The 20,894-nt window shown below is 45.1% G+C and carries 16 protein-coding genes; 9 read left to right on the forward strand and 7 right to left on the reverse strand.

Going from position 1 to position 20,894, the window contains the following annotated elements:
• The first annotated feature begins 86 nt into the window (after positions 1-86).
• Positions 87-506: a carboxymuconolactone decarboxylase family protein gene (locus tag AC2CZC_RS06705; RefSeq protein ID WP_484584264.1), complete on the forward strand. Its 420-nt coding sequence runs from the start codon at positions 87-89 to the stop codon at positions 504-506.
• Here AC2CZC_RS06705 and AC2CZC_RS06710 read toward each other — a convergent pair.
• The 3 genes from AC2CZC_RS06710 to AC2CZC_RS06720 form a co-directional block, all read right to left on the reverse strand.
• Positions 496-957 (reverse strand): DUF1842 domain-containing protein, encoded by a 462-nt coding sequence (locus tag AC2CZC_RS06710; RefSeq protein WP_484584265.1) that lies wholly within the window; start codon positions 955-957, stop codon positions 496-498. The genes AC2CZC_RS06705 and AC2CZC_RS06710 overlap by 11 nt on opposite strands.
• A gap of 135 nt (positions 958-1,092) precedes the next feature.
• Positions 1,093-1,650, reverse strand: a complete 558-nt coding sequence (locus tag AC2CZC_RS06715; protein WP_484584266.1) for a PepSY-associated TM helix domain-containing protein — start codon at positions 1,648-1,650, stop codon at positions 1,093-1,095.
• A gap of 8 nt (positions 1,651-1,658) precedes the next feature.
• Entirely contained in the window at positions 1,659-2,099 is a 441-nt protein-coding gene (locus AC2CZC_RS06720) for a DUF4920 domain-containing protein (protein WP_484584267.1), read from the reverse strand.
• Between the two features lie 216 nt (positions 2,100-2,315).
• Between AC2CZC_RS06720 and AC2CZC_RS06725 the strand changes: the two genes are divergently transcribed.
• Positions 2,316-4,556, forward strand: coding sequence for a TonB-dependent receptor domain-containing protein (locus AC2CZC_RS06725; RefSeq protein WP_484584268.1), 2,241 nt, complete (start codon positions 2,316-2,318; stop codon positions 4,554-4,556).
• A gap of 43 nt (positions 4,557-4,599) precedes the next feature.
• On the opposite strand, the gene AC2CZC_RS06730 is transcribed toward AC2CZC_RS06725, so the two are convergent.
• From AC2CZC_RS06730 to AC2CZC_RS06740, 3 genes are all read right to left on the reverse strand, one after another.
• Positions 4,600-4,989, reverse strand: a complete 390-nt coding sequence (locus AC2CZC_RS06730) for a YbaN family protein (protein ID WP_063359965.1) — start codon at positions 4,987-4,989, stop codon at positions 4,600-4,602.
• Between the two features lie 210 nt (positions 4,990-5,199).
• Positions 5,200-6,441 (reverse strand): carbohydrate porin, encoded by a 1,242-nt coding sequence (locus AC2CZC_RS06735; RefSeq protein WP_484584269.1) that lies wholly within the window; start codon positions 6,439-6,441, stop codon positions 5,200-5,202.
• A gap of 359 nt (positions 6,442-6,800) precedes the next feature.
• Positions 6,801-8,039: a carbohydrate porin gene (locus AC2CZC_RS06740; RefSeq protein WP_484584270.1), complete on the reverse strand. Its 1,239-nt coding sequence runs from the start codon at positions 8,037-8,039 to the stop codon at positions 6,801-6,803.
• Between the two features lie 161 nt (positions 8,040-8,200).
• Here AC2CZC_RS06740 and AC2CZC_RS06745 point away from each other — a divergent pair, with 161 nt between their 5' ends.
• The 6 genes from AC2CZC_RS06745 (at position 8,201) to AC2CZC_RS06770 (ending at position 17,100) form a co-directional block, all read left to right on the forward strand.
• Entirely contained in the window at positions 8,201-10,159 is a 1,959-nt protein-coding gene (locus AC2CZC_RS06745) for a methyl-accepting chemotaxis protein (RefSeq protein WP_484584271.1), read from the forward strand.
• A 132-nt stretch (positions 10,160-10,291) separates the two neighbouring features.
• Complete coding sequence (locus AC2CZC_RS06750) at positions 10,292-11,143, forward strand: D-hexose-6-phosphate mutarotase (RefSeq protein WP_484584272.1); 852 nt, start codon at positions 10,292-10,294, stop codon at positions 11,141-11,143.
• Between the two features lie 60 nt (positions 11,144-11,203).
• Positions 11,204-12,586, forward strand: coding sequence for a sigma-54-dependent transcriptional regulator (locus AC2CZC_RS06755; RefSeq protein ID WP_484584273.1), 1,383 nt, complete (start codon positions 11,204-11,206; stop codon positions 12,584-12,586).
• Positions 12,576-13,859 carry a sensor histidine kinase gene (locus tag AC2CZC_RS06760; protein WP_484584274.1) on the forward strand — a complete coding sequence of 428 codons (1,284 nt, stop codon included), beginning with the start codon at positions 12,576-12,578 and terminating at the stop codon, positions 13,857-13,859. Before AC2CZC_RS06755 ends, AC2CZC_RS06760 begins: the two co-directional genes overlap by 11 nt.
• A gap of 94 nt (positions 13,860-13,953) precedes the next feature.
• Positions 13,954-14,196, forward strand: coding sequence for a hypothetical protein (locus AC2CZC_RS06765; protein ID WP_063359972.1), 243 nt, complete (start codon positions 13,954-13,956; stop codon positions 14,194-14,196).
• A 66-nt stretch (positions 14,197-14,262) separates the two neighbouring features.
• The gene (locus tag AC2CZC_RS06770; protein ID WP_484584275.1) at positions 14,263-17,100 is read left to right on the forward strand and encodes a TolB family protein; all 2,838 of its coding nucleotides are present in this window, start codon (positions 14,263-14,265) and stop codon (positions 17,098-17,100) included.
• Between the two features lie 76 nt (positions 17,101-17,176).
• Here AC2CZC_RS06770 and AC2CZC_RS06775 read toward each other — a convergent pair whose 3' ends face one another.
• A complete protein-coding gene (locus tag AC2CZC_RS06775; RefSeq protein WP_484584276.1) occupies positions 17,177-18,988 on the reverse strand; it encodes a PKD domain-containing protein in 1,812 nt (603 codons plus the stop codon).
• Positions 18,989-19,644: 656 nt separating this feature from the next.
• Here AC2CZC_RS06775 and AC2CZC_RS06780 point away from each other — a divergent pair.
• Positions 19,645-20,892 carry an efflux RND transporter periplasmic adaptor subunit gene (locus tag AC2CZC_RS06780; RefSeq protein WP_484584277.1) on the forward strand — a complete coding sequence of 416 codons (1,248 nt, stop codon included), beginning with the start codon at positions 19,645-19,647 and terminating at the stop codon, positions 20,890-20,892.
• Positions 20,893-20,894: the final 2 nt, after the last annotated feature.

Raw genomic sequence — 20,894 nt, forward strand, 5'->3', positions numbered from 1 at the left:
TGTGAGCGCGAGTATGTCGTAAATATCCAATTTTACTGTGTTCAATAGGCGTAAGCTCCTACATATCAAATAAACAGGAGCAATTTATGATATCTCAAAGCGAACTTTTTACACATTACTCATTTATACCATCTGCCTTGGCGACATTGGGCGAGTCTGGGGAGCAAATGCTCCCGGACGCCACAGTGCATTTGCTGCGCTTATATGTCTCGCAAATAAATGGCTGCCAATATTGCCAAATAATGCATACCGACGCCTTGCAAAATAGCGCACCTGCTGAGCAATTTGACCTATTGTTGTCGGCACTCTCTTCTTCTGATTTGTCATTACTGAGCGCATTTGATCAAGCTGTTTTGCAGTTGGCAAACGCGGTGACAAAATCTTTGCCGTTTGATTTAGCAGCTAAATCACAGCAGCCATTAACACAGGCGCAGCAATTGGCCGTTGTCGGGCTATCGCTTCAGATAAATAGTTGGAATCGTGTAGCGATTGGCTTTAACTTTTAACTTGTAGGGCAAGCTGAGCGAGGTCTGAAATGTTGTTATTGTGAGTTTGGTGAATACTCAATTGCGGCTGATGTTGCCAAGTATCGGCCCTGAGATCGCGGTAACACAACTCTACCTGACCAGAGCGCCAGTGCTCGTTTAACAATATATTCAGTTTTATGTAGTGGTAAGGGCTGTTTTGTTGATGCGGGTAGCGCTGTGCTTGCTGACCTAATAAATTAATCGCAATGGGGTGTGGATCTGAGGTATCGCGATAGTGAAACTCTCCATTGAGGTGAAACATCAACGCGTTCTTACGAGGTGATGACGACAATAACTTTGCGCGTCCAGACAATGTTTTATCAGGTGTATAGACCAGCAATGACGTCTGGCACAGTGGTGATTGGTTTTGCTGGCCAATTAAGTAGTTGATCAGAAATAAGCCATTGATACCACATTGTGTCATTTGCATACCTGCGTCCATCCAATTGAAGAGAATCACACTGCTGATAATTTTGCAGCAGTGTGTTATCAATCTAGTTTGCTAAAGAGGGTTATGCCATTACAGCGCATTACAGGTGATAGATTTTAGTATGCGAACACTCACTTACGTTGAGTAAATAAAGATAAATATAGCCGGTGCGGCGAAGCCAGCTAACACCAAAAAGCCCCGAGGACCAAAAACACCACGCTTTCCTTTTACCATAAACAGGGCAGAGACGGCCAAATAAATGAGTAAAACTGCATAGAAATCAGAAAACCACATCCATGCAGCTCGGGCTTCATTGAGGTGTAAAAAGTTAAGTTGTCGTAGTAAAAAACGTGGTTTCACTTGTTCAACTAACACTTCATTTTTTTGGGGATATAGGTAGAGCGTTGTATCTTTCTCTAAAAATAGCTTGTATGTTGTTTGATCTTGCCAGAAGCGCGCTTTTATTGTGTCACTTACCTGCAGTGTGGTTAACAGTGTTGTTTCAAAGTCGTCGGTTTCTATGTTTACCCCAGAGAGCGGTATGACATGGCTGGTACGGATGACCTGATAGTTAGAGTTAAACTGATGAATATGATTCAGCGCGATCCCAGAAATAGCAAACACCAAAGTCATACCAATACAAAAATAGCCGATGTCTCGATGCAGGCTGCGATTGAGTTTAAACCATGACATGGCGTGATTTAATCTTCAATGGTGACAGCAACGGGTGTAAAGAGGTGCAGCACTTGGGGCGTGTCAACGGGATCAAGGTTTTGTGCTTTACGCCTTTGATTGGTTTGCTCTAGGGTGAGGGGATGTACTTTTAAAGTACCCGTGGCAAACGCTGTTTTCCCTTGCGCTGTCATGGGAAAAACCATATCACCATCACGCACTTTGACGCGCAAAGTTTGAAATTTTTTGTCACTGGCCAATTGCATCCAACAACCACGTTTTTGGCATACACGTGTCACAGTCCCCTTAATCGTTGCGGGCTCTGTTGTATATCTTTGCGCGTTACTTAACAGCGTGGAAATGGGAGTTATCTTGCTCATATCCGCGCCGCCATTATACGTTTTAGCAAGCGCCGCTTGGCTAAACACCAGCGTACCGATCATCATTATTGGGGCCAGAACCGCTTTCATATCTTTTCCTTAATTTGAATGTATTAACTAGAACAATACGTTACGACAAAATTGACGATGTTGGAATATTGCTCACGCTATTTTTCTAGGTAAATAGTACCGATTTATTTATAACTTTTAGTTATTTGGTTATTGCTTTAAGCGCTTAGTTTAATTATTCTAGCGGCGCATTTCAAATGCGATTCATTATTATTATCATTTAAGGTGTATAAGGACATGAAATTTACACGCTCGGCGCTTTCTTTGGGTTTATTGTGTGCGTTAGGCACTGCAAAGGTGTTTGCAAACGCCGCGAAGCCCAGCAATATTGAAGATGTAATAGAAGTCCACGGACATAAATTGTCAGTGATTAACAAAGATGCAGCAGGATCTGTGACGGTTTTGGACAGCGAAGCCATGGCACGCCGTCAACAAGCGGAGTTGACGCAAATATTGCGTGAGATCCCCGGAGTTGAGTTAACTGGTAGCGCTGCGCCTTTGGCGGCTCAGCCCAGTATCCGTGGCCTGTACGGTGAACGGATCCATGTTTCTGTGGATAATGTTAAGCGAAAGATGGAATCAGATGGTGGCAGCAATCTCACCTCAATCAATAGTCTAGGTGTTGACCCGAGTCAGTTAAAGCAAGTGCAAGTGTTGCGTGGGGCTGACTCGCTAACGGTTGGTTCGGGTGCCATTGGCGGGAGCATTCGTTTAACGACCAAAGATGCCAGTGATTATTTAAATGGCGCTTATGGTTTTGGGTCCCATGTCACTGCGACGCATCAAAGCAATGGCGATAGCACGCAACTAACGGGCTCCTTATTTACGCTGTCAGAAGACATGGATACGGTGTTACACCTCAGCACCGTTCGTTTTTCGGATATTGACATTGTAGGGAGTACGGGGCTGGGCAGTGAAGAACAGCCAATCGCGGATGCTGCAAAACTAGATAAAATAAAAAATGATTCAGAGCGACAAAATATCGCGTTAAAAAATACCTGGTTTATTGATAAAGCGCATAGTGTGCAGAGTAAGATTGACTGGTCAAAAACCCGTTCTGATGATCAGCCATATAACTTAAGTACACGTTTAGGATTGATGTATCCGACCTTGTCAAAAAACTTCAGCAATGATTATTTAGAAATTGCCTCGACTTATGTCTATCAGCCTGACAATCCGTATATCGATTTTGATGCGCAACTGGTGTATTCCGATAAGTCGTATGATGACTATACCCTAGGCTATATTGTGCGCCGAGGGCAGCAAATAGATTATTCAGGTAGTAAATTTGGTCATACCAAACGCTACGGCGCCCGCTTGGCTAACCTTTTTGATTTAAGTACATCATTTGACCATCAGGTTGCCATTGAATTTAACTATGACGTTGAGCAGTTTGATCAGTCTGAGTTCGATGAAAATCAGGTGAGAACCTCTGAATATGGTGAAAGTGATGCGCACAATATCTCGTTATCTGTCATCGACCAAGTGTCGCTTGTGGACGATGATATCTTGATCACAGCGGGTCTTCGCTATGATGGCTACAAGCGCAGTAGCGACGTGTATACCCAATATGATGATCATGATGATGACGCACTATCAAGTGAACTGGGTTTGACGTTAAAAGTCACAGATTATTTTAATTTTTATCTTAAATACGCTGAGGCATTTCGTGCTCCCAGTGTTCAAGAGCTTTATAAAAAGCGTGAATGGCGCTGTCATATTGGTGGCAAATTCTGCTACAACGAGCCTCAACCAGATTTAAAGCCAGAGGAGTCTGAAAACCTAGAAGGCGGATTTGGCATTTTTTTAGACACGCTCAGCTGGGGCGATAAATTTGAACTAAAGGCCCTTTATTTTGATAACAATATCAAAAACTTTATCGATAATGTGCCGTTTATGTATTATCTGGATGCCCAAGGAGTAAAGCAGCCTGGCGCACCTGGACCTAAGCCTGCTAATGGCGTGCCTGTCGCAACCCATAGGGATTATAGCGCTAAAAATATCGGTAAATTGGTGAGTCGCGGCTGGGAAGTTGAGATGCATTATGAACTGGGTAAATTCAGCGGTTATCTTGGATACTCTGCCATTGATATGAATGCCTATGGTGTACCTAACTTCTTTTTAGGGACCATTGAAACTGATAAGCAGCCCTACTCTGAGGCCCCTGCGGATAAGCTCAATTTAAATCTACATTACACAGTATTAGAGAATGTGGATATTGGCGCACAGATGCTGGCATATCGTGCTCAAACTCGCTTAACAGAAGACTATCTTGAACGAGGTTATGGTACGGGGTCATATCAAGTTTACAATTTGACGGCTAAATATCAGGGCAGCGGTAGTTTATCTGATTTGGTTGTTCGCGCGGGCATTGATAATGTGACGGATGAGCGTTATGTGAGGGCGCCTGCCGGAGAAGCGAATGATCCAAGTGAGCTTGGTAGGAATTATAAATTAACGCTCAGTTATACTTTTTAAATGAATAGCAGGCTTACTTTAGGTGAGCCTGATCTTGATCGTATTAGTTTGCGCTCGCAGGAGGGTGAGAAGGGCGAGTGAGTACATAAGCCAGTACCGCAATTTCAATCACCGCGACTAACACCAGCACATACCATGGAGCGGCACTAAAACACAAAATAATGTATCCAATTAACATGCCTATCCCCGCGCCCCACTTTCCTTTTGGGGGAACCACTTGATACTCTCGCCAAGCAACTAGCGACGGGCCAAATTTGGGATGGGTAAGCAGCCAGTGTTCGAATTTGGGTGAAGAGCGAGAGAAGCACGCCAGTGCCAGAATAAAAAAAATGGTGGTGGGCATCACGGGCAGTGCCATACCAATAAAACCAAGGCCGACAAAAATGATCCCAGCAGCATGAAGCCAGAAACAGCGATTAAAAAGCTTTTTCATAATGAGCTGTTTCTCCTTTTTGCAAGTGTCGCTTAATTCGCAACTACGCAAGTTTGATTGGTAATTACATGTCAGTGCACAGGCGGTATTTTAACAGCAGATGCTTTTCCATTATAGACGAAAAATGCAGTAAATTATGCAAAAGAAGGGGAGAATTTGTCTGGAGAGACCATGAAAATAGTGTGTATTTTCATGGTCTTTTGAGCAAAATTAGAAGTAGTAACCGATGTTAATATTAAAGCGTCGCTCTACGTCATCACTTTGCCCTGATAGCGTGCCACCAACAAAAGGTTGGTTCTTTGCGTGCACTAAATCAATGTATGAAAAGATAGGGCCCGCTGTGACGGCCATGCCAGTGACATTCATCCACGAATTAGCAGAATCATCCGATTTGTTATAAATGGTGCCAAAATCATTGTACAGCTGCAGGTGCGTGATTGGGCCGTAGTTTACTGACAAGTTGTAGGCAATGTTTGCGCTTGTTGATGTCGCTTCTGTTGGCATAGTGTCATAAGTGGCATTGGCTGCGATAGCAATGCGTTGACTCGCGTCGATTTGATAGTCGTATTGACTGTGTTGGAATTGCAGGTTCCAGTTGCCAATATTACTGTTAATATGGAACGCCCAAGCATGGTAATCACCGGCACTGTATTGACCATCGTGAAGACCACCGGATAGCGCTGATACACCAATCGCAGTTGACCCAGCAGTGTGATCTACATGATATGCGTAACGTGCAACAAAGGTGTTGTGCTCGCCAAGCTTAGCTGCCGGTTCATCATAAATGCCTTCGTCATTGGCGCGAACACCTACGATGTCGATGGAATATCTATCTTTACGGTCTTCCACATAACCGTCGACACCACCGAGCTCATCATTTTTGAAAAAGCCCAGATCTAGCTGCCAGTTATCTGCCACTTGTCTGCGCATCACCAAACCCATGTCGTAGTCGTCTTCCAGACCAAGATAATAATTGGGACTCATGAAAAAGCTGTGTGAGTTATATGGGTCGTTGCCAAAAGGCACTTGCGTTAAACCTAACTGCGCTTGCCATTGTGATGTGATGTCATAATCTAGATAAGCATATTTAACCGCCGTCATATAGTCGAAAAAGCGGATTTCCGCATTTAAGCCAATGTCAGCCACCTCACCTGAAAGGTTAAAGCGAAATACGTCAAAATCTAAGTCACCACCTCGGTTTTTAGTATCTTCATCGTATGAATTTGTCGAGTAGTTTACGCGTATCGCACCACCCACTTTTATGCCTGATTCTGCATCCGCTTCAACCGTATTTTCAGCAGTTTGATTAGCTTCTAATTGTTGAATTTTTTGCTCTAATTTTTCGAGCTGTTGTTTCAATTCACTAAGCTCATTATCGGCTGAAAATGCATGTGGTGCAGCGGCTAAAAGCGCGCCACTTAAGGCCAAAGCCTGTCCGGTACTTCTTGACATTGATTAGAATATCCAAGGGGTGAAAATTAACAAAGGCGCAAGACTAACGCACAATATTTATGTGTGCAAATTAGGGAAAATTGCAATTTTTTATGGTTTGTAATTGGATTGTATCGCAGCGGTGAAAAGGATTGGTTTTTGTCAGAGGTTTGCTTAAATTTTGTTATGTAAAAGTCAGCTTGCACAGCTTTATTTTTTGCGTTATTTACAATTTTGTGCTTCTTAATCAGTTGCTTATGTTCTTTTCTGTAAATAAATGGTCAACAGTGTTTAAGACATACTTTTTTCTATAAAAAAATTCCGCTTTTATTACTTTTTTCGGCCAAATAGGAATATTTGGCCATCACTAAAGGGGAAGTCTAAAAGTAATAACCAAAATTCAGGTTAAAGCGTCTTTGTGTATCATCGCTGTCTCCGGCGATAGAGCCACCAACGAAGGGCTGGTTTTTGGCATTCACAAAGTCCAAATAGGAGAAAAATGCGCCTGCGGACATAGAGACCCCAGTCACGTTCATCCAGGTATCGTGACTTTGGTCTGATTTATCATAAATGATGCCAAAGTCATTATAAAATTGTAGTGCATTGATGGGGCCCAATTTGACCTTCATGTTATAGGCGACATTGAAATTAGACATGGTCGCTTCTGCGGCGATTGAGTCATAGAATGCATAGGCACCCACCGCAATTCTATCTATGCCTGCGATGTCATAGTCATATTCACCATGTTGTAGTTGAAGATTCCATTTGCCAATATTGGCATTCAAATGCACTGCCCATGCTTGGTACTCGCCCGCTTTTTCTATGCCGTTATGTAAGTTGCCCATTAAACCGGAGACACCGAACTCCGTTGTGCCGCCTTTATGCTTAAAATGATAACCGTAGCGACCTGCGAAGGTATTGTATTCGCCAAGCGGTTGCGTTGGGTCATCATAAATCCCTTCTGCTTGAGGGCGCGCGCCGACGATGTCATATGAGTAGCGATCGCTGCGCGATTCAACATACCCATCTACGCCACCTAACTCATCATTTTTGAAAAAACCCAAATCGAGCTGCCAATTGTCTGCCAGTTTGCGTTTAAATAAGATGCCCATGTCATGGTCGTCTTCTAAGCCCACATAATAGGTTGTGCCAAAAAACCAACTGTGAGAATTATATGGCCAATTGCCAAATGGCACCTTGGTCATGCCAACTTGCGCTTGCCAGTCTTTGGCAAAATCGTAATATAAGTAGGCATACTTCACGGCGGTCATATAATCAAAGTAACGCCACTCTGCGTTCAAACCAAAACCACCGATATTGCCCGAAAAATTGATTCTGAATACATCAAGCTCAAAGTCCCCTCCGCGATTTTTATTATCATCATCATAAGATGTGTGGCTGAGTGTGGTTCTGACGGCCCCTCCGACTTTAATACTGGGCGCCGATTTACTGACTTTGGGCTTGCGTTTTTGCTGAGCTTCCAGCTTTTCTATTTTCTGCTGTAGTTTTTGCAGTTGCTGTTTTAACTCTGCAAGCTCAGAGGCATTAGCAACAGTGGGTAAAGACAAGGTTAAAAGCGTCAGGGTGGCGCCAAGGTATTTATATTCTGTGAGTGGCATTGGGGCATATCCTTAAAAGCAGGCGTATCTGTCATAAAGGGTAGCTGAGTATTTCCGACTTGCCATTAACAAGACACGGTTGTTATCAGAAATTTTTTAATCTTTTTGAATAGTTGAAGATCTAGAACTATATTTTTTGAATGCCCACAGGAAGTTTCGCTATGACAATTTCACAAAAATTACGCCTTGCATTCATCGCCGCCATTGTGGTGCCGCTGTTGATTATTGCAGTCATTATCATTACTCAAACAAGACAGCTCGCGGTAGATAAATTTGTTGAAATGAGCAGCCGAGAGGCGCAGCAAATCGACAATGGTATCAGTATGTTTTTCGATGAGGTGGCAAAGAACGTAACCTACTTGGCCAATCACCCAGATGTGCTTAACGGGCGCAGTCAGGTGTCAGTTTATAAAGATAATAACACTGCCGAGCAAATGACACCGGACTCTGGTACTGAGGTCGAACAGCGCATGTTTGAGTTGTACCAGCAATTTGGTACATCCCACCCAGGGATCTCTTATATTTACTTTGGGAACCCAGACGGCGGCTATATTCAGTGGCCAAAAGGTCAGGTCAGTGCAAGGTATGATCCTCGTGGGCGTCCTTGGTATACAACGGGTAAAGAAAAGAATGGTCAGACAGGTTTAACCGACGCCTATTATTGGGAGCCAGATGATACGGCAATTATCTCCACCGTCAAGGCGGTACAGTCAGGCGGTGAATTTGTGGGTGTGCAGGGCATGGATGTGTCGCTTAAAGGGCTGACAGATATCATCAAGAATATTCGTTTAGGTGAAACAGGGTATTTGATGCTGGAGGAGGACAGCGGCACCATTTTGGTTAATGCCAAGCACCCAGAATACACGTTTAAACACATTGATGACGTTGAAAATGGCTTGTACACAGAGCTGAACCGCAGCCCAGATGGGTTGTTTGAGATCACCATAGATGGCGTAGAATTTTTCTCTAACATCTACACATCCAAGACGCTTGGCTGGAAATTTATCGCATTTGTTGAGCAGCAAGAGGTCATGAGCAAAGCCAATCAAATGAAGCTCACAGTGTTGATTATCAGCGGTATCTTAGTGGCTATTTTTGTGGCCATGGCGACGTATATCGCTAACTTACTGTCTGGTCCAATTGTCAATGTAAGTGATGGTTTGACCGCTATTTCTCAAGGTGGTGGTGATTTGACTAAGCGGTTGGAGGTCACCACCAAAGATGAAACGGGTAAACTCGCAGAGAGCTTCAATCAATTCTTAAACTTGATAGCGCAGCTGGTGCAGCAGATCAATCATTGTGCGCAACAGGTGAGTCAAACGGCGCTGACTACGGCTGGACAGGCGGATGAATTGACAGGCTCTACCAGTGCGCAGCAGCAATCGCTGGAAATGGCGGCAACGGCCATCAATGAAATGGCCGCCACGGCGAATGAAGTGGCATCCAGCTGTGCGAATGCCGCAGAACTTGCGACCCAAACCCAGCATGCCTCGGAGTTGGGGCAAACAGTGATCACCGAGACGGTGGACAGTGTGGCTGAACTGTCAGGTGTTATCAATCGCGCCACCTCAGATATCACCAAGCTCGACAGCGAAAGTGAAAACATCATGTCAATTTTAAGTGTGATACGGGGCATTGCTGAGCAGACCAATTTGTTGGCGTTGAATGCGGCAATTGAAGCTGCCCGGGCTGGAGAGCACGGACGCGGCTTTGCCGTGGTGGCAGATGAAGTGCGCGCTTTGTCGCAGCGAACTTCGGAGTCGACGGAAGAAATCGCATCTCAATTAGATAAATTGCGTAAGATGACCGAAGGCGTTTCTACAGATATGACCAACAGCTTGGAAAGAACTGAAAAAACAGTCGAGCTCACTCACTCCGCGCAGAACCAGTTTATTGAAATCACGCAGTCGATTCAAAATATCAGTGATTTAAACACGCAAATAGCCACTGCTGCAGAAGAGCAGCAGCATGTAGCCGAAGACATTAATCGCAATGTGGTAGAAATAAAAAATGCGGCAGACAGTGTTTCTCTCATCGCGAGCGATACTTGCGACAACGGAGACAAAATGACAGGGTTGTCGAAACAGCTGACCGAGTTGGTTGGTAAGTTTAAAGTTTAGTCTTAAAAAGACCTAAGGCGCTGTTATTTTGTACAAAATTGTTGAAGATCATTCATAGTGGGTAAATCAGGTTTACTCTGTGCTGGTGGCTCGGTAATGTAAGGACAGTTGAATTAAAATGAAAGGTGGAGCATGGAATTTTCCGACTCAGTAAAATTAGCAAGAACCGACACTGGACTTGAGTATTTTGATGTGAAAAGTCCTCTGTGTCAGGCGAAGATTTTTTTGCAAGGTGCGCAAATTACAGAGTTTATCCCAACAGGCAAAAACGACCTTATGTGGGTCTCGGCGGACGAAGATTATCAAGAAGGTAAATCTGTGCGTGGTGGGATCCCGATTTGCTGGCCGTGGTTTGGTGTGCATGACAACGCGGACTGGCCTGCCCATGGCTTCGCGCGCAAAATAGTTTGGCGTGCAGAGCAGGTAACTGAAACCTCAGACGCTGTGCGTATTTCGCTGTCATTGCCTATGATGCAAGTAGACAAGCAATTTTGGCCACATGAGTCTAAATTGGAAGTGGAGTTTATTTTAAGTGAGCAGTTAGAAGTCAGACTGACCAATACCAACCTAGGACAGACGCCTTTTTCACTGACACAAGCACTCCATACTTATTTTCCAACTTCGGATATTAAAAACACCACGGTTGATGGCCTGCAAGGTGCAAAATATATTGAGTTTGGCGAAGGGCCATTTGATCAATCAGATAAAGTGGGTTTTGCGCGTGAAACAGACATGGTTTATACCCAGGCTGCGTCAGTGCAGAGTATCCATACGCCTGAAGGCATAATAGAGGTTGGGCGTGAAAACTCGACATCATGTGTGCTTTGGAACCCGTGGATAGAGAAATCAAAGCGTTTGAGTAATTTTCAAAATGAAGAATACTTGGGCATGTTGTGTTTAGAAGCGGCCAATGTACTTGAAGACACTATCACGGTCGAGCCTGGTCAAAGCCATACGCTTGCGACCACAGTCCGCTGGCGTTAAGCTTTTCCTCCTGCCTTGATTTATCGTATCCTAACGGAAAAATACTGTTAGGATACACCCATGCCTTTGCCCCGCATTTTGATTGTTGACGATAATGTCGAAGTACGATTGAGCGCCGCTTACTTTTTGGAAGACCAGAGCTTTGAAGTCAGTGAAGCTGATTCTCCCAGTACGGCGAAGCAGCTACTGAGTGTCACATCTTTCGATATCATTTTACTTGATATGAACTTTGCGAGAGACACCACTTCAGGGCAAGAGGGCTTAGATTTTTTAACTTGGTTGCAAGGACAGCGGGGGGCGCCAGCTGTATTATGTATAACCGGGTGGGGTAGCGTTAAACTGGCAGTTAAAGCACTACAACTTGGTGCCAGCGATTTTATCGAAAAGCCATGGCAAAATGCCGCATTGCTGGCTTCAATTCAGCAACAACTCGCCTTACAAAAAAAACAACACACTCAGTTAAACCAAACACTGCAACCAGAGCCGGAAACAGATATTGAGTTTGTTTGGCAATCTGCGTGTATGCAGGCGCTTGAACGCAAATTATCTCGTGTGGCGCATTCAGATGCTGCTATTTTATTGTGTGGTGAGAGCGGGGTGGGGAAAAGTCATTTAGTGTCATGGCTGCATCAGCACTCTGCGCGCGCAAGTGGTCCGTTAGTGAGTGTCAATATGGGGGCACTGTCAGAGTCATTATTTGAAAGCGAGTTATTTGGCCATGTCAAAGGCGCTTTTACAGACGCAAAGCAAAATCGCGTTGGACGCTTTACCATGGCTTCGGGCGGCACGCTTTTTATGGATGAGATTGCGACTCTCTCAATGCCGCTACAAGCCAAACTATTGCGCGTATTAGAGACGGGTGAATATGAAGTGTTGGGGAGCAGCAAAACGGTTTGCAGTGATGTGCGACTCATTTGTGCCACCAATGCGGATCTGCCGCAAAACGTTGCAGAGGGGATTTTTAGACAGGATTTATTTTATCGTATGAATACCTTGGTATTTGAACTGCCGCCACTGCGTGAGCGTCAAGCTGATATTATTTCCCTCGCATCCTACTTACTGGCAAAGCATGCGAAACGTTATGGCATGTCCACTAAGCCAATGGATGGTGAGGTGATTCATGCGCTGCAAACATACCCTTGGCCAGGCAATATTCGAGAACTAAGTCATGTCATGGAGCGTGCTTTGCTAATGAGTGAAGGGAGTCAGATTGCGCTACAAGATTGCCAGTTACGACTCGCTCAGCGACCTAGAACTGCAGGTATAATGGCGGATAGTCCAGCTGAAGCAACAGGTACATTAGCACAAATGGAAAAACGTATGATCATGGATGTGATGGCGCAAGAAGGCGGTGTGACCAGCCAAGCAGCCCAAAAACTGGGGCTTACCAAGTCGTCTTTGTACCGCCGATTAGATAAATATGGTTTGAAGCATGCTGAGTAACTTTGAGCGAACGCTCAAGTTATACCTCGTATTGCTCAATGCATTGATAGGTGGTTTGTGCGTTGTCATAGGGTTGAAACTGTCTTTAAGTGTTTGGCTTACTGCGACGTTAGCCATTGCAATATTTGCCAGTTTTCAGTGGATATCGAACCAAGTATTACATCGCCTTGTCGGTATTTTTAAACGGGCCAATATTCAACTCGAAGCCATGCAGCAAGCGGATTTTACGCACCAGATAAACCCTCACTTCCAAGCGGGTCACATCGCCCGATTTGAACGTGAATTGGTGGCGCTGAGTGAGTGCATGCATCAACAAAAATCGCTTTATACTAGTCATATGTTGATTATTTATCAGCTAATAGACAAACTGCCTAGCCCAATTTGGGTGTTTGATGAAAATGAGACCCTTAATTATGCCAACCCTGCGTTTAGTTTAATTTATCAAAAGCCGTGGCAGGATGAACGCGGTCGTACGGCAGAAACATTGGGTTTGTTTGCAGTAGATAACCAGTGGTGCTTTTCCAGTGATAGGTTAAATACACAGTGGTCGCTAACCAGCAGTGAGTTTTATGAGCAGGGTAAACGTTATCGCCTTGTGATCGCGACGGATATTCGTCGTGCACTTCGCCATCAAGAGTTGGCTGCATGGCAGCAGTTAATCCGTGTGATCAGTCATGAGATCCACAATACGCTGACACCTGTTAGCTCTTTGGCGCAAACTTTACAGGGGAAAGTGAGCGTAGCAAGAGATGCGCATGCACTTAAAGTGATAGAGCAAAGGTGTGTGCATTTGCAGCAATTTGTCTCACGATTCAGTGAGCTGTCTAAACCTCTAGAGCTGCATTGCCGAATGGTTGAATTGCATGACTTATTGATATCTGTCAAAGCGTTACTTGGGCAAATGTATGATGATCAAATCATACAGCTTGATTGCACTGTTCGTGACTGTCGATGCGATCCCCAGCTGTTTGAACAAGTGTTGATTAACTTGCTGAAAAATGCAGCCGAAGCAAACTTAAGTCACACCCCCACAGGTTCCACTATTGGTCTTAGTGCGCATTATCAAGCGGGACATGTGGTGATAAGCATCACAGATCAAGGAGGGGGATTTGCGAACTTAGACAATGTTATGACGCCGTTTTACTCGACCAAAAGCACTGGTCAAGGTATTGGTCTAACCCTGAGTAGGCGCATCATTGAGCAGCATGATGGCAGTATGATAGTAAGCAATGGTTTACAGGGAGCAGAAGTAAAAATCACCCTCCCTAGTTGATAATAATTATCATTACCATATAATTGACATGAATCGAGAGTCAGAGACAGTCTAACAGGACGTTTCTGCATTTGACTTACCTGAGGAGTGTATTGTGTTGGTGTTATATCCGTTTATCGCTTTTCTTGTTATGACGTTTGCCTTAAAGCATCTTCAATTGCCTTTGCAAACCAAGCGTTGGCTCAGTCGAGTGAGCGTTTGGGCTGTTGCTGCGGCCATGGCAACCGCAAAGTTTACCTTGGGGCTCAGCGCTTTGTTTTCCATGGTGGCTTTTGTTGTCGTCGGTGCAATTTTAACTTTATTTACTTCACTCGGCGCGATGGCGCGCAACGATTAGTTCTTTCTTGATGTCGAAAATTGGCATAAGGTCTACTAAACAGTAAGGTCGTACCAAGGATTTTCGATGTATAGCAGGATATATGGTGTTTTAATCGCACTCGTGTTTTGTGTATGTGTGCCCGTTTTGGCAAAGACACAGGATTGGCAATCAATTCAAAGCCCGCATTTTCGCGTGCACTATCAGCCGCAGCATCATACTTGGGCGAGTGCAGCTGCCATTGAGCTTGAAGCGGTGAGACAGCGTGTTCTAGCGCAGCAAAACCGAGCGCTGGATGTGACGGTTGATGCCATTGTCATAGACCCCTTTAACTTACCCAATGGCTTCGCGCTGCCAAGCTCTGATAGTCCTTTTATGGCTTTATATGTTACGCCGCCGCAATCCGATATGGCGATTTCACATAGCCCAAGCTGGCTGAAGTTATTAGTGCTTCACGAATATATTCATCTGGTACATTTGTCTCAGCCCAGTCGCCATACATTAAAGCAGACACTACGAGATCTGAGTGACAGTTATGACTTGGCAAGCGCCGTGTTGCCGCGCTGGGTGGCTGAAGGCTATGCAACGTTGCAGGAATCTAAGTTAACAGGTAAGGGACGTTTGTATGACAATTACAGTGAAGCACTGTTGCGTGCTTATGCACGCCAAGGGGCATTACTACCTTATCATTCATTGAGTGATGGAGATGGCAGCTATCGCGCAAGTGCCATGGCCTACTTGCTCGGGGCTCGGTTTCTTGCTTGGTTGGAGCAAGCATATGATGAAGCGACCCTAGATGCGGTTTGGACGCGCGTTAATGCCGTTGAGGGCCGTAATTTTGAATCTGCATTTGCTGGTGTATTTGGCAGATCTGCGCTGCAGCTTTATCGCCGTTTTATCGCCGAGTATACCCATCAAGTAATGTTATCAGCGCCTCAAGCACCGCTGGTGGATAGCCAAGAAGTGATGCAATTTGATTTTGCAGCGCGTGATGTTCAGCTCTCAACGAACAAGCAAAAATTTTTGGCCGTGGAGTCGAGTCCTTCATCAGAAATCACATTAAATGTATATCAAAGTGAAGAAAATCAGGCTGCTATTGCAGAGTTTGAGCAGCGTCAAGCGGCACTGCTCAAGGCTGATCCTGAAGACATTCCAGATAAACGGCCTGATTCATTTGCCCGAAAGAAGCTGGCGTCTTTGGTGCCGGTAAATTTTTCCGGAATTTACCATCCTCAGTGGTTTGATGAAGACACCATCTATTTTGTTGCAAGACAAAAAGTCCCCCATGGTTGGCAAAATGCTTTGTTTAAATGGCAAATTGCAGCGGACAAAGTGGTGCAAATAACGAATACGCTGGGGATACGTCGTTTCACCCTAGTTGACACATCAACACTCATTGCCGAGCGAGTTGAGCATGGTTATTCGCAATTAATTCAGCTCAACTTGTCTGATCAAAAGGAGACGCCACTGTCATCACATGAGCTGGATACCGTGTATGATTATCCGCTCATGAGCCCCAAAGGAGCGCAGCTCGCTTACTTAAAAACGGATCAAGCCGGTCTATGGCGATTATATGTTGCCAAGAGCCATGCCTTGAATGCAGAGCATATTGCAGTGCCTGTCCCAGACAAAGCCCAATATGTGACATCACCGCGATGGGATAATGAAGGCACGGGTTTGTATTTCATTGCGGGTTATCAAGGGGCTTTAGGTGTGTATTACTATCACCTAGCCAATGAGCAATTGGTGCAATTAAGTTTAGGTGAGCACGTTGTTGAAGCGCTTGTGGGCGAGTATGGCTCACAACTTTGGTTTATTGAAAGCACACCTTATGGCACAAAGCTGAGCGCCTTGACAGAGATAGATACACTTAAAGCTCAACAATCAAAAGCCACAAAGCCGGCGCCATTTGTTGCACCGCAGTTCAAAGCACCAGAGCAGGTCAACAAATTACCCACATCATGGTCTACTGGGCCGTATACACCAAAGCCACAGGACTGGTCATTGGCACTTTCTGCGCAAAGTGCATCAGCCAGTACGCAATTGGTGAGCTTCGCACTCACTGGGGCGGACATACTTAAACAGCAGAGCTGGCAAGTCGGCGTGAGTAAGTCACTATTTGATGACGTATTACTCGGGGGGTATGCTGATTTTGCGTATCAACGCGATGACATAAAACTCCGTAATCAGCTGAAACTGCATCAGTTAGATATCGCAGCGCAAAGCATTAAACCTAAGAGGCTGCAAGCGCAACACGGGTGGTCTAACACATTAGATGTGTCTTTGGCACATGTTTGGCAAAAGTGGCGCTGGCAACCTTATTTAGGTGGTGTGGTAGAAAAACACCGATATCACGAGACTGCGTATAGTTATTGGCTAGGTCAACGCGTGTCTTTTCATCACAATCAACAGCAGTTTGCCTTTAATGCGGCGCTCGATGGTGCCAAAGTGTGGGGAGAGAATGCCGGTCATGACATCCAATTTAACAGTGAAGCAGTATTGTGGGGTTGGCCCGTTTATGTCCGTGCTGACAACCGCTATCGCCAGCATAGAGTCATGGAGATTGGTGGATTTGCGACTAATAGCCTGTATACAGGCGTGGGTGCAAGTCAGCAGCCTATTGCCGCGCTGCCTTTTTGGTTTGATACTGGAAACCATTACTTAGGCTATGAGTTTGCAACCAGTTGGCGTACTGGGCGGCCACGTCTATATTATGCGCAGCACCACTTAGACAGCATGCGTGTAGCCAATAGCTGGGGAGTAAAATGGCAACTTGAGTTGAGTGAGCGCGTCTTGGGAAGTGCGGCTAACTATGCACCTGCGGGCATTTCAAATATGCGCCTTGATATTGGGTTTGCGCGTTTGTCTGCACATCAACATGATAAAGAGTGGCGAACTTGGCTGGGGCTTTGGCACCCTTGGTAAAAACATAGCTTTGAGCATGAAAAAGGCGAGCTGTTGCTCGCCTTGCTTAATTGGTTGGTTTGAAAATAGCTAGAGTTTATTCCGTATAGGTCGCTACCAGCTTCAGGTTCGCGTATGCACTATAGCCTCGTATCATCACCCAGTATTTACCTGCGCCACCTGTGATACTACAAGACTCGCTATTACCCCATCTGTAAGGACGGCAATCATAGGTTGAGGTGGTCGGCTTGCTGTCTTTTCTAACATACAAATCGGCATCCCCTGAACCGCCAGAAATACTGATTTGCACATTAGACGCGCCTGCAGGTAAGTCTAAATAATAAAACGCAGTTGCGAGTCTATCGCCACTTAATCCTTCTTTTGCGACACCATTGATAAGTTTGGCTGGGTCGTCATTTGGGTCAACCAGTTGAATTTGCTTCGAGGTTGTCGCCGATGCACCAGTTGCATCCGTGACTGTTAGTGAAACCGTGTACTGACCGTAAGATACATAATCATGCGTTACATTGGCACCAAAGCCATTGCTAGATGCATCCCCATAGCTCCATTCATATTGGCTAATTGCGCCATTAGGTGAACTGGATGCGCTGCCATCAAAAGTACAACTTAATGCTGTGCAATCTGCGGTGAACTGAGCGACTGGCATTGGATCGCTGTTGTTATCCCCATCCGGGATCTGATTGTTGAAATGACTGGCGACTTTTGGCCAGATCAGGCTGACTTTCGCCCCTTTGTTATGACAACCGCCAAGGTGGTGCAGTGCAATAACCTTGTTGGTTGCTGCTGCCAATACTGGAGAGCCCGAGGAGCCACCAATGGTGTCGCAGTAATAGCCTAAATCAGTGCCTGTACCACGTCCGTTGGCATTGGCATTATTGACAGAGCAGAGCCCGTCGGTATCGCGATCTGATTCAATAGACAGCTCTTTTGGATTACCTGAGCCGTGCTGAGGAATGTAAATGCGCTCACCTTGTGTGGCATTTCGTACATCAAGTCCAAAGTAGCCAAACGGCTGTGCTTTTGCAAAATCATTGATGGTGAAAAGCGTATAATCGAGCGTGTAATCTGTCGATAGGAAATCTTTACCTGTTACTTTGACAACGGTTTCACGTGTTGAGCCATTACATGAGGTGTGCTGATAGTTAAACCATACTTCGGTATTGCTGAGTTCAGATGCACTCTCAACACAGTGGTTATTGGTAAACATGCGGTTATCTGGACCTACACGCCAGCCAGTACACAGGCCACTGCCGTTCATCAGTAGGCGTGCTACAGGACGGCTGCGCTCAAATTCGGTTGGATGAGTATTGGCCCAGCACTGCACATCTTTTCTTTCCATCGCACCACATGTAGAGCTGATCCCAACATCGGTTGCAGGCGCAAGCTGAGGTTCGTTTTCAGTGCCGTGGTCATAGTAGTCGATGATGGCACTTTGGTTTGTCGTAACTTGGTTGCCAGGTGTGTATTCTACGACTGCTGTTTCAGCAGAGATAGACATGGCAGAGAAACTTGTGACACCATCATCAGCTTGGGAAAGCGTTGCTGCACGCATATTGTGTTCTGTGTATTCATAGCGCTCACTCCCATCTTTTGAGCGCACCACTAGCTTGCCACCACCGGCCAAATTAATGTTTTTGAAATGCAGTTTGATATAGCTGGCATTGGGGTGTGTCACTGTCTGGGTGATGGTTTGGCTGACACTGTTGGCTGTCATTGTTGCCGTTGCTTGAGGCTGGATCACCACATTTAGTTCAGCACGTTGGCCAATGGTGGCCATACTGGCTTTGCTAGTATATTGCATCATTTGTGCTTCGGTGAGTGCGGTGGTTTGCGCAAAGCAGCTCGCAGAGGCAAGTCCTAGCGCAGATAGTAAATAACGAGTTTTCATTTATGTTCCTTGTTAGTTGTGTTGAGTAATATTTAAACAACAACAAACAAGGTAATCTTATAAATCGCAATTGTAAAGAAATTGATAATAAAATATTTTTATGGTGTTTATTTTTAACACCGGATGGTCATACTGTTATTCAATTTCAAGCACATAAGGATTTCGGTGGCGGTTATATATTCAGGCTTCGCCTAGTTGTACAAGAATATGAGCAAGCCGCTTTTCATGGCATTGTTTGCTTATGCTTTTTATTCCTCAATATCATCAAATATATACAGTTTTAAGAGACAATCGGTGATAAATTATTTTAGATATATCGTGTGATACGCGTGTTGTGTGAATTTAAAATTAATGAGTTTTTATCAACAGGTCCGGACACGTACCAGTTGGTAATCGGCATGTCTTCTTCTTTTTATTGCTGGGTGCAAAGGCGTGAAGTGAAAAAATGGGCAATGTGGATTTTATGCTTTTGATAAGCCTTCTTATTTTTCCGATTTCGGAATCGAATTGAGATTGCTTCGATTTCGAGGTAAATATCATGCTGTAAATTTTTAACTTATTGATATTGTTGTTTTTTATTTTTGGTATGGTTTTCGCTATTCCTTATCTTCAGTAAGTATCCTTTTTTGATACGCATGACTTACGAGAAGAACTACATGGATATACCAGTACCGAAAACAACGTCTTTTCCTCTACGCCATAAGTGGGCGGTCGGTTTGTTGGCTTGCGCTGTGATAATTGCCGCGCTATGGGCATCACTGTTGGATAAAAAAACATATTTAGAGCGACACTCACTGATGATTGATACCGTCAAGTATGGTGCGTTGTCGGTAACCGTCGATGCATTTGGCACCTTGGTCAGTGCTGAGCAAAAAATTATCACGGCAACAAGCCCAGGCGTGGTGATAGACATTAAGCACAAACCGGGTGATGTCGTAGCGCCGGGTACCGTGATTGCCCGTTTGGAAAACGCAGACTTAGAATTGGACTATAAGCGTGCGCAGCAACAAACGGCTGAAGCGCAAGCTGAGCTACAGCAATTGGATCTGCGCCAGCAGCGGGAGCTGCTGGTTGAGCGATCAGCCATTAGTCAGCTCGAAGGACAGCAGGCCACTCTGTCTTTTCGTTTTCAAGCGCAAAAAGACCTTGCTGAGCAGGGGATTATCTCTCAATTATCATTTCTTGAAACACAGGCACAACTGCGCAGTGTGACAGGCCAAATTGACCATGCTAAGACGCGTTTATCACAGTTACAAACACTGCACCAAAGCACATTGCAGGTGATGCAAAAGCGGGTCGCTTTATCACAACAAGAGCTGGCATCATTGGCCTCCAAAGTGGCCATGCTCTTGATCACCGCACCGAATGACGGTGTCATTGAGCGCATGTCTTTAGAATTAGGCACGCGCATTGCGATGGGTGATCATATTGCAACCTTAGGCGACCAAGCAGGGCTGATAGCACAGTTGCAAGTGAGCCAGTCTCAAGCTGGTGCTGTACAAGTTGGCCAGTCAGTAGATGTATTTGTTGGTGAGGCTGTATTAAACGGTGAGGTGCTGCGGATTGATCCTGTGGTCTCTCAGCACAGTGTTAAAGTAGAAGTGAGTTTGCCCGAGTATGAGCATTTGGATCTGCGGCCCAAGCAAAGCATTACAGCGTCTATTGTCATCGACACAATAGACAACACCCATTATATTCGCACGCCGGTTATGGGGCTAAGTACACAGTCTATTGATATGTACAAAGTGCTTGAGACTGGTCACACAGAGCTTGTTGAGGTGCAGTTAGGGCAACGCAGTGAGCGTTATGTGGAAGTAAAAAGTGGTTTGCAAGCAGGGCAGTCCGTGGTCATTTCAGATCTCGATGCGCTGGCAAAAGCAAGACAAGTCGTGGTTATTCAGTAGGA

Source organism: Pseudoalteromonas sp. MMG033 (assembly GCF_057197785.1).

Excerpts from the sequence above, each read along its gene's own strand:
- AC2CZC_RS06775 (WP_484584276.1), bottom strand. The coding sequence starts at position 18,988 with ATGAAAACTCGTTATTTACTATCTGCGCTAGGACTTGCCTCTGCGAGC.
- AC2CZC_RS06730 (WP_063359965.1), bottom strand. The coding sequence starts at position 4,989 with ATGAAAAAGCTTTTTAATCGCTGTTTCTGGCTTCATGCTGCTGGGATC.
- AC2CZC_RS06745 (WP_484584271.1), top strand. The coding sequence starts at position 8,201 with ATGACAATTTCACAAAAATTACGCCTTGCATTCATCGCCGCCATTGTG.
- AC2CZC_RS06715 (WP_484584266.1), bottom strand. The coding sequence starts at position 1,650 with ATGTCATGGTTTAAACTCAATCGCAGCCTGCATCGAGACATCGGCTAT.
- AC2CZC_RS06780 (WP_484584277.1), top strand. The coding sequence starts at position 19,645 with ATGGATATACCAGTACCGAAAACAACGTCTTTTCCTCTACGCCATAAG.
- AC2CZC_RS06720 (WP_484584267.1), bottom strand. The coding sequence starts at position 2,099 with ATGAAAGCGGTTCTGGCCCCAATAATGATGATCGGTACGCTGGTGTTT.
- AC2CZC_RS06710 (WP_484584265.1), bottom strand. The coding sequence starts at position 957 with ATGCAAATGACACAATGTGGTATCAATGGCTTATTTCTGATCAACTAC.
- AC2CZC_RS06725 (WP_484584268.1), top strand. The coding sequence starts at position 2,316 with ATGAAATTTACACGCTCGGCGCTTTCTTTGGGTTTATTGTGTGCGTTA.
- AC2CZC_RS06735 (WP_484584269.1), bottom strand. The coding sequence starts at position 6,441 with ATGTCAAGAAGTACCGGACAGGCTTTGGCCTTAAGTGGCGCGCTTTTA.
- AC2CZC_RS06755 (WP_484584273.1), top strand. The coding sequence starts at position 11,204 with ATGCCTTTGCCCCGCATTTTGATTGTTGACGATAATGTCGAAGTACGA.
- AC2CZC_RS06740 (WP_484584270.1), bottom strand. The coding sequence starts at position 8,039 with ATGCCACTCACAGAATATAAATACCTTGGCGCCACCCTGACGCTTTTA.
- AC2CZC_RS06705 (WP_484584264.1), top strand. The coding sequence starts at position 87 with ATGATATCTCAAAGCGAACTTTTTACACATTACTCATTTATACCATCT.
- AC2CZC_RS06750 (WP_484584272.1), top strand. The coding sequence starts at position 10,292 with ATGGAATTTTCCGACTCAGTAAAATTAGCAAGAACCGACACTGGACTT.
- AC2CZC_RS06760 (WP_484584274.1), top strand. The coding sequence starts at position 12,576 with ATGCTGAGTAACTTTGAGCGAACGCTCAAGTTATACCTCGTATTGCTC.
- AC2CZC_RS06770 (WP_484584275.1), top strand. The coding sequence starts at position 14,263 with ATGTATAGCAGGATATATGGTGTTTTAATCGCACTCGTGTTTTGTGTA.